Source organism: Amycolatopsis sp. NPDC043887, from assembly GCF_056435665.1.
Map to the genome: position 1 here is coordinate 376,885 of NZ_JBWKEB010000004.1, position 11,808 is coordinate 388,692.

General features: G+C 69.4%; 11 protein-coding genes and 1 pseudogene. 6 read left to right on the plus strand and 6 right to left on the minus strand.

All coding sequences use genetic code 11. The annotated features are described in order from the left end of the window. Nucleotides 1–30 precede the first annotated feature (30 nt). Nucleotides 31–2,135 (minus strand): annotated as a pseudogene (locus AC069H_RS13600) (catalase). A 106-nt stretch (nucleotides 2,136–2,241) separates the two neighbouring features. Here AC069H_RS13600 and AC069H_RS13605 point away from each other — a divergent pair. From AC069H_RS13605 to AC069H_RS13630, 6 genes are read left to right on the plus strand one after another with little or no spacing between them, the layout of a single operon-like run. Then, entirely contained in the window at nucleotides 2,242–3,606 is a 1,365-nt protein-coding gene (locus AC069H_RS13605) for an aldehyde dehydrogenase family protein (protein WP_478232447.1), read from the plus strand. Further along, nucleotides 3,606–4,652 carry an FUSC family protein gene (locus AC069H_RS13610; protein ID WP_478232448.1) on the plus strand — a complete coding sequence of 349 codons (1,047 nt, stop codon included), beginning with the start codon at nucleotides 3,606–3,608 and terminating at the stop codon, nucleotides 4,650–4,652. The genes AC069H_RS13605 and AC069H_RS13610 overlap by 1 nt, the downstream gene beginning before the upstream one ends. 28 nt (nucleotides 4,653–4,680) lie before the next feature. Then, nucleotides 4,681–5,736 (plus strand): NAD-dependent epimerase/dehydratase family protein, encoded by a 1,056-nt coding sequence (locus AC069H_RS13615; protein ID WP_478232449.1) that lies wholly within the window; start codon nucleotides 4,681–4,683, stop codon nucleotides 5,734–5,736. After that, nucleotides 5,733–6,542 (plus strand): nucleotidyltransferase family protein, encoded by an 810-nt coding sequence (locus AC069H_RS13620; RefSeq protein WP_340682861.1) that lies wholly within the window; start codon nucleotides 5,733–5,735, stop codon nucleotides 6,540–6,542. The genes AC069H_RS13615 and AC069H_RS13620 overlap by 4 nt, the downstream gene beginning before the upstream one ends. Further along, on the plus strand, nucleotides 6,539–7,276 hold the full coding sequence (locus tag AC069H_RS13625; protein ID WP_478232450.1) for a metallophosphoesterase family protein: 738 nt from the start codon (nucleotides 6,539–6,541) through the stop codon (nucleotides 7,274–7,276). The genes AC069H_RS13620 and AC069H_RS13625 overlap by 4 nt, the downstream gene beginning before the upstream one ends. Beyond that, nucleotides 7,273–7,944 carry a phosphate signaling complex PhoU family protein gene (locus AC069H_RS13630; RefSeq protein ID WP_478232451.1) on the plus strand — a complete coding sequence of 224 codons (672 nt, stop codon included), beginning with the start codon at nucleotides 7,273–7,275 and terminating at the stop codon, nucleotides 7,942–7,944. The genes AC069H_RS13625 and AC069H_RS13630 overlap by 4 nt, the downstream gene beginning before the upstream one ends. A gap of 132 nt (nucleotides 7,945–8,076) precedes the next feature. Here AC069H_RS13630 and AC069H_RS13635 read toward each other — a convergent pair whose 3' ends face one another. From AC069H_RS13635 to AC069H_RS13655, 5 genes are all read right to left on the minus strand, one after another. Next, nucleotides 8,077–8,640, minus strand: a complete 564-nt coding sequence (locus AC069H_RS13635; RefSeq protein ID WP_340682858.1) for a hemerythrin domain-containing protein — start codon at nucleotides 8,638–8,640, stop codon at nucleotides 8,077–8,079. A 62-nt stretch (nucleotides 8,641–8,702) separates the two neighbouring features. Then, the gene (locus AC069H_RS13640) at nucleotides 8,703–9,377 is read right to left on the minus strand and encodes a DUF6766 family protein (protein ID WP_478232452.1); all 675 of its coding nucleotides are present in this window, start codon (nucleotides 9,375–9,377) and stop codon (nucleotides 8,703–8,705) included. Between the two features lie 98 nt (nucleotides 9,378–9,475). Continuing rightward, nucleotides 9,476–9,856, minus strand: a complete 381-nt coding sequence (locus AC069H_RS13645) for a hypothetical protein (RefSeq protein WP_478228912.1) — start codon at nucleotides 9,854–9,856, stop codon at nucleotides 9,476–9,478. A 41-nt stretch (nucleotides 9,857–9,897) separates the two neighbouring features. Continuing rightward, complete coding sequence (locus tag AC069H_RS13650; RefSeq protein WP_478232453.1) at nucleotides 9,898–10,509, minus strand: flavodoxin family protein; 612 nt, start codon at nucleotides 10,507–10,509, stop codon at nucleotides 9,898–9,900. Continuing rightward, entirely contained in the window at nucleotides 10,506–11,804 is a 1,299-nt protein-coding gene (locus AC069H_RS13655; protein WP_478232573.1) for a UDP-glucose dehydrogenase family protein, read from the minus strand. Before AC069H_RS13655 ends, AC069H_RS13650 begins: the two co-directional genes overlap by 4 nt. Between the last annotated feature and the right edge of the window lie 4 nt (nucleotides 11,805–11,808).

An 11,808-nucleotide genomic window follows, 5' to 3' on the forward strand; every position in this document is an offset into this window, starting at 1 on the left:
GTACCCGGGTGCCACGGCCGCAAACTCCGGTCACGCCGGGATCGCGTCGGTCTTCCGCTGCCACGAGCGATGTTCGCCCAGTTGCGCGAGGAACGAGGCGAAGAAGCCGTCGGGCAGGGTCGCCTCGGCCGCCGTGGTGGTCACCACGCCCTGGTCGATCAGGGTTTCGGTGTCGTCGGCCAGCTTCGACGTCACCCCGGCACGGCGTAGCAGGTCCAGACCCGAACCGAAGGCGGCCACCGGTTTGCCGTGCTTGTACGCCTCGGCGACGAAATGCACGGCGTACCCGTCGCGTTCGAGGATGTTGATCGCGCTCGGACCACACGGGACGACGACGGCGTCGTAGAGCACCGAAGCCATGGTGTTGAGCTGCCTGTCCGGCCGCAGCGGGTCCCCTCACCGCCCGGCCGGAGTTCGGCTTCGGTCGGCGCGAGGACCTCGGCGTTCGCGCCCTGCTCGGTCAGCGCCTCGACCAGGCGGCCGACGCCGATCGTGTCCACCCCGTCGGCGGCGAGCACCGCGACCTTCCGGCTGGTCGGAGCGACGGGGGGCTGGTTGAGCTGGGAAAGCGCGGGGGAGGAGCGGTCATGGTGTGGCATGGCCGGAGCGGCGGGCACGGTCACGCCGATCCCCTCGGCCACCCGGGCCGCCAGGCCGTGGTCGACGTTGTTGAGCTCGGCGACGGTCCGCGCCCTGACCTCCCGGTCCTCGACCTTGCCGAGTTCGAACCGGAACGCGGCGACGATATGCTCGCGTTCGACCGGGGACATGCTGTTCCAGAACAGCGTCGCCTGACTGTAGAAGTCCTTGAAGCTCTCGCTGCGTTCCCGGATCTTGTGGCCGGCCACGGCTTCGGTGTAGTGCCGGAAGACGCCGGAATCGGCGATCGCCGGGCAGCCACCGCCGAGCGAGTTCGGGAAGTAGCTCGTCCGTCCTTTGTGGATACTCTGCTGCCCGTAACCGTCGCGCTGGTTCGTGTGCACCGGGGCGATCGGCCGGTTCACCGGGAGCTGGGAGAAGTTGGGGCCGCCGAGCCGGATCAGCTGAGTGTCGAGATACGAGAAGTTCCGTGCCTGCAGCAGCGGATCGTTGGTGAAGTCGATGCCGGGTACCACGTTCGCGGTGTGGAAGGCGATCTGCTCGGTCTCGGCGAAGAAGTCGTCGGGGTTGCGGTCCAGGACCATCCGCCCGACCGGCCGCACCGGCACCTGCTCCTCGGGGATGATCTTCGTCGCGTCCAGCAGATCGAAGTCGAACTCGTGTTCGGAGTCCTCGTCCACCAGCTGGACGCCCAGCTCCCATTCCGGGTACTGCCCGGCCTCGATGACGTCCCACAGGTCGCGCCGGTTGAAGTCGGGGTCCTTGCCCGCGATCTTCTGGCATTCGTCCCAAACCAGGGAATGCGTGCCGAGCACGGGCTTCCAGTGGAACTTCACGAAGGTGCCCTCGCCGTCGGCGTTGACGAGCCGGAACGTGTGGACGCCGAAGCCCTGCATCATCCGGTAGCTGCGCGGCAGCGCGCGATCGGACATCAGCCAGAGCACCATGTGCAGGCTCTCCGGTTGCAGCGAAACGAAGTCCCAGAAGGTGTCGTGCGCCGACTGCGCCTGTGGGATCTCGTTGCGCGGCTCGGGTTTGACCGCGTGCACGAAGTCGGGGAACTTGATGCCGTCCTGGATGAAGAACACCGGCATGTTGTTGCCCACGAGGTCGTAATTGCCCTGACGGGTGTAGAACTTCGTCGCGAAGCCGCGGACGTCGCGGACGGTGTCGGCCGAACCGCGCGAACCGGCGACGGTGGAGAACCGCACGAACACGGGGATCTTCTCGCCGCTGGTGAGGAATTCCGCGACCGTGTAGTCGGCCAGCGCGTCGTCGTAGGCCTCGAAGAAGCCGTAGGCACCCGCGCCGCGCGCGTGCACGACCCGTTCGGGGATGCGCTCGTGGTCGAAATGCGTGATCTTCTCGCGTGCGTGGAAGTCCTCCAGCAGTGTCGGGCCCCGGGCTCCGGCGGTCAGGGAGTCGTTCGTGTGATCGACGCGGACACCCTGCTGCGTCGTCAGCGCGGACCGCTCCGGATCCACGCGGTTCGCGCCCAGCTGCTCGTCCTTCGCGTCCTCTCGATGTTGTGCCACAGATCTCGCCCCTTCGCGGTGGTGGGTTCCCTCGCGGCTACCCCGGCACCGTTTCGGCGAAACGACACCGGGTAACCGGTCTGCGAACACTTTCGAGGAGGTGCGAATGACGACGGTGGACCGGCCTGCCGTGCTGGAGATCCGCGACCCCGCCGACGACAGGCTCGTCGGCAGAGTCAAGGCGGCGACCCCCGATGGCGTCGAAACGGCGATCGCCACGGCGAAACGGCGAGCCCCGGGCTGGGCCGCCACACCGGCGGCCGAACGCGGGATCGCGCTGAAGGACGCGGCCAGGTCGCTCCGGGCGCGGGCGGGTGAACTCGCCGTCCTCATCGAGAGCGAGACCGGGAAGCCCCGCGACGAAGCCGAGGAAGGTGTTCTCGCCGGAGCCGGGACCTTGGAGCAGTACGCCGAACTGGGTCCGGTGCACCGCGGGCGGTCCCTGCTGGGTGATCGGTCGGCCACCGACCTGATGGTGCCCGAACCGCGGGGCGTGGTCGTGGCACTGACGCCGTGGAACGACCCCGTCGCCGTGGCCTGCGGGCTGCTGGGTGCCGCGGTGGTCACGGGGAACACGGTGGTGCACAAGCCGAGTGAACGCTGCCCGCACACCGGCGCCTGGCTGGGGAACGTGCTGTCCGAGGCGTTTCCCGAGGGAGTGCTCCAGACCGTGCAGGGTGACGGGACCGTCGGCGCCGAACTCGCGGCCCATGCGGATGTCGACGTCATCGCGCATGTCGGCAGTAGCGTCGCGGGTCGTTCGATCGCGGCGAGCGCGGCGAAGACCGGCGCCAAGGCGTTGCTGGAGAACGGTGGCAACGATCCGCTCGTCGTCGACGCCGGCGTGGATCCGGTCTGGGCGGCCGGTCAGGCGGCGACCGGGGCGTTCGCCAACTCAGGGCAGATCTGTGTCTCGGTCGAACGGATCCTGGTGCACCAGGACGTCGCGGACGCCTTCATCACCGCGCTGGTCGCCGAAGCGGGCCGGCGCGAACTGGCCCCGCTCGTCGACCGGCGTCACCGCGAGGGGGTGCACGCCCAGGTCGCGGAAGCGATCGCGCAAGGCGCCGATCCGCTCGTCGGCGGCGTCGTGCCGGACGGTCCCGGCGCCTTCTACCCGGCGACCGTCCTCACCGGATGTACCTCCGGGATGCGGATTCTCCGCGAGGAGACGTTCGGCCCGGTAGCGCCGGTGACGGTGGTCGCGGACTTCGAGCGGGCACTCGGCCAGGCCGCCGACGGCGAGTACGGGCTCGCCGCCACGGTGCTGACCTCCTCGATGGCGCACGCGCAGCGGGCATGGCGCGAACTCCCGGTCGGGACCGTGAAGATCAACAACGTCTTCGGTGGCGCGCCCGGCGGAGCCGCCCATCCGCGAGGTGCCAGCGGCAGCGGTTACGGCTACGGGCCCGAACTGCTCGACGAGATGACGCAGACGAAGGTCGTCCACCTGGCGCCTCCGGGGCCGTGATGGGCGCCCGGCACCCATGGACGGCGCCGTTCGCCTGGGCCGGCCGGGCGTTCCGGGTTCCGGGCGAGGAACGCCGGAGTCTCATCCAGACCACGAAGGCCACGGCCGCGGCGGTGATCGCGTGGATCGTGGCGACCTCGGTGCTGCGGCTGCCACAACCCTTCCTCGCGCCGTACGCCGCGGTGTTCCTGGTGCAGGCCACCGTTTACCGCTCCCTGCGCGGCTGGGCGCAGCAGGTCGGCGCGGTCGGCGTGGGGGTGTTGCTCGCGGCGGGCGCGGGCCAGGTCATCCCGTCCGTCACGGTCGCGCTCGGACTGGTCGTCTTCACCGGGTTGCTGCTCGGCTCGTGGCGGGGGTTCGGTGATTCCGGGGTGTGGGTCGGGATCACCGGCATGCTCCTGGTCTCCTACGGCAGCGCGACCGAACCGGTCCTGCTCGCCGACCGGCTGCTGGAGACCGCGCTGGGTGCGGCGATCGGCGCGGTGCTCAACGCGGTGATCCTGCCGCCGCTGCACGGCGAACGCCTGCGGGAGGCGACCTCCAGGCTGGCCGGGGCGATCGCCGACGTCCTCGACGAGACCGCGGAACTGGTCCGCGGCGGCGATTCGGCCGACGGTCTCGACGACCGGCTGCGGGACGTCCGCAGCCTGGCCGCGGAGGCGGAAGACGCGATCGGCTGGACCCGGGAGGGCCGGTACCTGAACCTCCGCGGACGGCGTGAGATCCGCGAGGAGCCCTTGTCGAACCTCATTTCCCTGTGGCAGCCGCTCGCCCAGCTGATCGACGCCGTGAGCGAGGCCGCCCGGAGTGAGCAGCCGTTCCGGCATCCCGGCGAGCACGCGCGCGGGATCGTCGCCGACCTGCTCGAAGCACTCGCCGAGGTTGCCCGTTCGGGTGACCCGGACAAACTCGATCGGTGCCGCAGGCTGCTCGACGAGATCGACCACCTGCTCGTCACGCCCACGGACGAGGTCGCGACGTCGATCGGCCTGGGGGCGATGGCGTTGCCTGCTCGCCGTCTCGTCCAGCGGCTCCGCGCCGATTAAGCCAGAGCGACGGTGGGTAACCGTACCCATGAGCAGCAGTGGGAAACGGATCGTGGTCACCGGCGCCACCGGTGACGTCGGGACGGCGGTGGTGCGCGCGCTGGGTGCGGACCCCGAGGTCGGCTCGATCGTCGGGCTGGCGAGGCGCCCCAGCCGCTGGGAGAGCCCGAAGACCGAGTTCGTCACCGCCGACGTGGCCCGCGACGACCTCCGGGCCGTGTTCGACGGCGCCGACGTGGTGATCCACCTGGCCTGGCTCTTCCAGCCCACCCACCGGCCCGAGGTCACCTGGCGGGCCAACGTGCTGGGTTCGATCCGGGTGTTCGAAGCCGCGCAGGCGATGCGGGTGCCGTCGCTGGTGTACGCGTCGTCGATCGGGGCGTACTCGCCGAGGGACGACGACCACCCGGTGACCGAGGACTGGCCGACGCACGGCTCGCCCAAGGCGGCGTACACCCGGGAAAAGGCTTATGTGGAAAGGGTTCTCGAGGCCTTCGACCGCGGTCATCCACGGCTGCGGGTAGTACGGGTGCGCCCGGGATTCCTGTTCCAGAAGGCCGCGGCGCCCGGACAGCGCCGCCTTTTCGGTGGGCCTCTCGTTCCGGGCAAACTGCTGAGGCCGTCGCTCGTCCCGATCCTTCCGGACATCCCGCAACTGAGGATCCAGACCGCGCACACCGAAGACGTGGCCGACGCTTACCGGCGTTGCGCGCTTCAGGACGTCAAGGGCGCCTTCAACATCGCCGCCGACCCGGTACTGGACACCCGCGCGCTGGCACGGATCTTCGGCGCCAGGCCGGTGAAGGTTCCGGCTGCCTTCGTCCGGCACGCGCTCGCCGCGGCCTGGTCGCTGCACCTGATTCCGGCCACGCCAGGGCTCTTCGAAGCCGTGCTGCGTCTCCCGGTGATGGACTGCACGCGCGCCAGGGAAGAGCTGGGCTGGACGCCGCGATACTCGTCGGAGGACGCGATCGAAGCGTTCCTCAAAGGATTGCGGGAAGGCGAAGGGTTCCCGACCGAACCGCTGAAGCCGGATGTCGGCCGGGGGCACGAACTGGCCACCGGGGTGGGGGAGCGGCCGTGAACGAGAAGGAGCTGCTGCACACGCTGACCAAGGTGGTGTCCACTTTGGACGGCACGTCGGTGCGGTTCGCCATCGCGGGCGGTCTCGCCGTGTACGCGCGGGGCGGCCCGCCGTCCGACCACGACGTCGACCTCTTCCTCAAGCACGAGGACATCGAGGAAGCGGCGGACGCGCTGGAAGCCGCGGGGCTGAGACGGGTGCGTCCGCCGGAGGACTGGCTCACCAAGGTCTACGACGGCGACTGTCTCGTGGACCTCATCTTCCGGCCCAACCATCGGCCGGTCACCGACGAGATGCTCGACCGCGCTTCGCTGATGCGGGTCGGGGCGACCGCCGCTCCCGTGCTCAACGGCACCGATCTGCTCGTCGACAAGATACTCGTGCTCAGCCCGCACCGGTGCGATTTCGGGCCGCTGCTGCGGATCGCCCGTGACCTCCGCGAGCAGGTCGACTGGCACCGCGTGGCCGAGGAGACCGCCGAATCGCCGTACGCCTGGTCGTTCCTGACCCTGCTCGCGGCACTGTCCATCATCGACGGAAAGGAGCTTCCGATGCCCGAGGAAGCGCCCCAGTACCTGGTCGCCAGGCTGACCAAGGCGCTGGCGGAGGATCCGAGGACCGCCGAACTCGGCGTGCACGTCACCGTGCGCGGTGACCAGGTCCGGCTCAGCGGCGAGGTCCCCTGTGCCAACCGCAAGGCCGACATCGAGGCGGTCGTCTGCGAACACATCGCGGCCGAGCTGGTGCACAACGACGTCCGGACGGCGGACGTCCGCGAGCCGTCGCACGCCGAGGAGATCCGGTGATCCGGGTCGCCGCGGTCGGGGACGTCCACCTCGGGGAGGACAACCGGGGCCTGCTGCGGCCGGCATTGGACAACATCGCCGAACACGCCGAGGTGCTGCTGCTCGCGGGCGACCTCACCCGGCACGGCAGCGTCGAAGAGGCCAGGGTGGTGGCCGACGAGTTCGCCGGGCTCGACGTCCCCGTGGTGGCGGTGCTCGGCAACCACGACTACCACTCGGACGAGCCGGAAGCGGTCAGCGGGCTGCTGGAGGAAAGCGGGATCACGGTGCTGGAGGGTTCGGCCACCACCGTGGACCTGGACGGCGGAAAGCTCGGCGTCGCCGGGGTGAAAGGCTTCGGCGGCGGGTTCGCGGGCAAATGCGCGAGCCGGTTCGGTGAACGCGAGATGAAGGACTTCGTCGAACACACCATGGCGGCCGCCAGGCGGCTGCGCACCGCGCTGGAGGGGCTCGAACACGAGCAGCCCGACGTGACCGTCGCGCTGACGCACTACTCGCCGATCCCCGGCACCCTGCACGGCGAACCGCCGGAAATCCACCCGTTCCTGGGGTCGTACCTGCTGTGCGAGCCGATCGACGACGCCCAGGTGGCGCTCGCCGTGCACGGACACGCGCACTACGGCAGCGAACAAGGCGTCAGCCCGGGCGGTGTCCCCGTGCGCAACGTCGCCCAGCCGGTGATCCGCGCGGCGTACGCCACGTACGTCCTCGAACCTGCGAAAGTGCTGACATGAGGGATCGATTCCATGGTCAACTGAGCGTTCTCGGCGAGCTCCTGTCGAGCATGTGCGGGATGGCTTGCGAGGAACTACGGCTCGCGAACCGGGTCTTACTCGACCGGGACGCCGAAGCCGCCGCCGAACTCGCGGCCGTCGAGGCGAAACTGAACGCGGCACGGACCACATGCGAGGAGACCGCCCAGAAGCTGCTCGCCCTGCAGGCGCCGGTCGCGCGCGACCTGCGGACCGTGCTCGCGGCGGTGTACTGCGCCGACCGGCTGGAGCGGATGGGCGACCTCGCCCAGCACATCGCGGACCAGGCCGCGCGAGCGCCGGAATTCGCCGTCCCCGACGCGCTCGCCGGCCGGTTCGGCGAGATGGCCGGGCTCGTCGGCTCGATGGCGGAAGATCTCGGCGCGGCGATCGAGGGACCGACCGCGGAGGTGTTCCACTCGCTCGCCCGGTCCGACCAGCGTGTCGATGCGCTGTACGAAGAGCTGATGACGCTGGTCACCGAGCCGGACTGGCCGCACGGCGTCGCGCCCGCGATCTCGGTGGCGTTGCTGGCGCGGTTCTACGAGCGGTTCGCGGACCAGGCCGTTTCGGTGGCGCGGCGGGTGGACTTCGCGCTCACGGGGGAGCTGCCCGAGTCCTCGGTGCGGGATGTTCCTGCCGAGCCTTGAGGTTGCGAAGGCCACTTTCGCAACATCCCTCCCCACCGGAACCGACACACCACCGGCAAACGCCGTGAAGGCCTCCTTCCCTACCTTGAGAGTAGGGAAGGAGGCCTTCACGGACATCTGCTGGCGTCAAGCTCAGGTGGCGCGGTCCGTCAGCGCGTCCCGGATCTTGTCGATGAACGCCGTCCCCGGCGCCAGGATCCGGTTCGCCGGCGGCCGGTCCGGGGCGGCGGGGTGCGGCCGTGTCGGGGCGATCTCCTTGGCCCGCAACACTTTCTCGCCCAGTTCCTGCAATTCTCCCGGCGAGCAGGCGGCCTGCAGTTTCGGCAGCAGGTCGCTTTCCTCCTCCTCGATGTGGTGCCGGACGTCCTCGATCAGCTTCCCGACCAGTTGGTCGAACCGCTTGTCCGTCGGCTCCAGGCCGATGAGGTCGTTCATCACGCGTTCGGCTTCGGCGTGCTCCTCGATCTCGTGGTCGGCGACCTCGTCGCCGTTGGGGAGCTTCTTCCGCGCGGCGGGGTACATATGTTGCTCTTCGGCGATCGAATGCCGCACGAGTTCGGCGATCACGTGGTCCGCGAGGTCCTTGCGGTGCCGATCACCGCCCTTGCCGGATTCGAGCTCCTTGAAGATCCGTTCGAAGGCGCGGTGGTCTTCGGTGATCACCGAGACGAGGTCGTGTTTCGTGGTGGTGGTCATGGACACTCCTGTCCGTGGTCGTCAGTCCGACGCCGCACGGATACCCGTTTCCCGCGGTTCAATCACCCGGATTCGTCGGTGACGTGGTGCGGCGCGCCCACGGGTTTGGATTCCGGGGAGCCGCGCTGGCGCAGGTACACGCTGAACACCGCCATCGAGCCGATGGCGAGGAATTCCGATTGCCAGTTCTGGAGTGTGCGGTTCCAGAAGTCCGACGACGCCAGATAGCCGAACCACGACTCCGGATCACCGAATTCGGTGAGCTGCTCGGCGTTGTAGGCGCTCATCCCGGCCACGGACTGGGCCAGCCAGGACAGCAGGAACAGTCCCAGCATCACCAGCCCGAGTGACATCGAGAAGATCCCCGTGCGCCAGCCTCCCGCTCTGGCCCATTTCGGTGAGTCGGCCGTCGAATGCCGGCCGACCTGCTGGTCCTTGTCCGTTTCCCACCCGACCCGGCCTGCCGGTTTCGATTCGGGGGAGCCGCGTTGCAGCAGCCACACGGTCGCGAACACGTACAGGAAGAACTGCAGGTACTCCGATTGCCAGTTTTCGGCGACGTCGACGGCGAAGTCCGCGGACGCCAGGTAGTCGAGCAGGCCGATCGGTTCGGCGGCGTGGCTGAGCCGCCGGTCGTTGTAGTCGGCGAGGCCCGCGAACGCCTGTCCGGCGAGGCTCAGCAGGAACAGCAGCCCGAACGCCAGCGAGAGGGCGTTGTCCTGGAGAAAGCGCCGCATCGTCCGCCTCCTTCACCGGTGGAGCAGGCCCAGTAGGACGCAGTAGCCGAGGACGGCCACGACGAAGACGAGGTAGACGGTGAACACCGGGCGCGCTTTCACGGTCCACCCACCGAGCAGTCGTAGACCTGTTCGTTCCGATGGCGGCAGCCCGCGCCCGTGATCACCCATCCGGTGGACGATTCGTGCAGGAAAAGCGTGTCGCGGCCGGTCTTCACCTGGGCTTCCTCGCTCCAGATCGAGACCGTTTCGGGCGTTCCGCCCGGGACGTCCGCCCTCGCGAGGCCGCGTTCGCAGCTCTCCGGCGCCCAGGACTCCTGTGCCCGGGGCGCCAGCAGCGCGCACGCCGAGCGGTGATCACCCGACGCGAGCGCGCCGATGAACCGCGCGGCTGCCTCTTTCACCGGCTCTTGCCCGCTCGCTCCGGTGCAGCCGGCGAGCAGCAGGCAAACACCGAACGCCAGCGTTTTGACGATCACGGAACCGGGGTACCCGGCCGTGGCGTCGTTCACACCTGGTGTCAGGAAGCGGGGTACTGCTTCTCCCGCAACAGATTCGCCAAGTGGACGGCGTTGCGCGCGAGGGTCGTGTTGGTCGAGGCGACCGCTTCGGGCGTCTCGTCGAGGTCGTTGTAGTCCCCGCCCTTCATCGCCTCGCCGTTCCAATACGTCCCGCCCTGGGCGGGCACGGTGAAACCGACGTCGTTGAGGGCCTGGAACAGGTCGGCGGTGATCTTGTGCGCGCCGTCCTCGTTGCCGACGACGGCGGTGACACCGACCTTGCCGAACATCGCGGGCCTGCCTTCGTCGTCCGTTTCGGACAGTTCGGCGTCGAGCCGTTCCAGCACGCGCTGGGCCACACTGGACATGTGGCCGACCCAGGTCGGCGTCGAGATCAGCAGGATGTCGGCCGCGGCGATCTTCCGGCGGATCCCCGGCCAGGCGTCGCCGTCGCCCATGTCGCCTTCCACGCCGGGTTTGACGTCGTGGTCGACCACGCGCACGAGTTCACCGGTGGCGCCGCGTCCGGCCAGTTCGTCGAGCAACTGCTGGGCGATCAGCGCGCTGCTCGACGGCGCGGGGGACGTTTTGAGCGAGCACACCAGTGCGAGTGCCTTCAACGGCTGGGTCATCCTGTCCTCCTGTTCGGATCGGTACCGATCCCCGTATGGGTGAAGCCCGCTTCGCCGACGGTCGCCGGGTCCAGGAGATTCCTGGCGTCGACGACGACGGCGCGTTCGGTGGCGGCGGCGAGCCGGTCCCAGTCGAGCTCGCGGAACTCGGGCCACTCGGTGAGCACCACCAGCGCCGCCGCGTCCTTCGCGACCAGGTACGGGTCGTCGACGACCTGGACGATGTCCGGTTCGACGGTGTCGACGCCGGGGTCGTACGCGGTCAGCACCGCGCCGCTCCTGGCGAGCTCCCGCGCGACCGCGAGCGCGGGGGAATCGCGCAGATCCCCGGTCCCCGCTTTGAACGCCAATCCGAGCAGCCCGATACGGATGCCCGAGAGCGAACCGTCCGAAACACCGGTGATCGCGAGGCGGATCTTCCGCACCACGGCCGCCCGCTGGCGGGCGTTGGCCTTCATGGCGTCACGCAGGAGGCCGAAGTCGACGCCCGCGTGTTCGGCGGTCCGCAGCAGCGCGGCGGTGTCCTTGGGCAGGCACGAGCCGCCCCAGCCGGGACCGGGCACGAGGAAGGCGGGGCCGATCCGGGAATCGAGCCCCATGAGCCGCCCGACGTCGCGAATGTCGGCGCCGTAGTGCTCGCACAGTTCGGCGAGGACGTTCACATAGGACACTTTCAGCGCCAGGAACGCGTTGCTGGCGTATTTCGCCAGCTCGGCACTGGCCGGATCGGTGAACCACACCGGCGCGTTCGTCTCGCCGTACAACGCGGCCACCCGTTCGGCGGGCGCCCGGTTCTCCGGCACCGAGCCGAGGACGATCCGGTCGGGCGTCAGGAAGTCCTCGACGGCGTGCCCCTCACGGAGGAACTCGGGATTGCTCACCGCGGGCAGATCCGGCCGTCCGAGCAGTTCCGCCAGCCGGGTCCCGGTGCCGACCGGGACGGTGGACTTGGTGACGACGACACAGCCGGACCGCAGCAGGCCGGGAAGCGTGGCCACGACCTCTTCCAGCACCCGCACGTCGGCGGCGCCGTCCTTTCCTTCCGGAGTGGGCACGCAGAGGAAGACGAAGTCCACATCGGACAGCTCGTCCGGCGCGGTGGTGAACCGGAGCCGGCCGCCGCCCAGCCCGTCCCGGACGAGTTCCGTGAGCCCCGGCTCGACGATCGTGACCTCGCCGCGCCGCAACGTGTCCACTTTGGACGGATTATTGTCGACGCAGGCCACCTGATGTCCCAGATGCGTGAAGCACGCGGCGCTCGTGAGCCCGACGTAGCCGGCGCCGATCACGCCCACCCGC

Bases quoted from the DNA above. Each gene is read 5' to 3' on its own strand.
- AC069H_RS13610 (WP_478232448.1), top strand. From the start codon at position 3,606: ATGGGCGCCCGGCACCCATGGACGGCGCCGTTCGCCTGGGCCGGCCGG.
- AC069H_RS13615 (WP_478232449.1), top strand. From the start codon at position 4,681: ATGAGCAGCAGTGGGAAACGGATCGTGGTCACCGGCGCCACCGGTGAC.
- AC069H_RS13635 (WP_340682858.1), bottom strand. From the start codon at position 8,640: ATGACCACCACCACGAAACACGACCTCGTCTCGGTGATCACCGAAGAC.
- AC069H_RS13630 (WP_478232451.1), top strand. From the start codon at position 7,273: ATGAGGGATCGATTCCATGGTCAACTGAGCGTTCTCGGCGAGCTCCTG.
- AC069H_RS13640 (WP_478232452.1), bottom strand. From the start codon at position 9,377: ATGCGGCGCTTTCTCCAGGACAACGCCCTCTCGCTGGCGTTCGGGCTG.
- AC069H_RS13605 (WP_478232447.1), top strand. From the start codon at position 2,242: ATGACGACGGTGGACCGGCCTGCCGTGCTGGAGATCCGCGACCCCGCC.
- AC069H_RS13650 (WP_478232453.1), bottom strand. From the start codon at position 10,509: ATGACCCAGCCGTTGAAGGCACTCGCACTGGTGTGCTCGCTCAAAACG.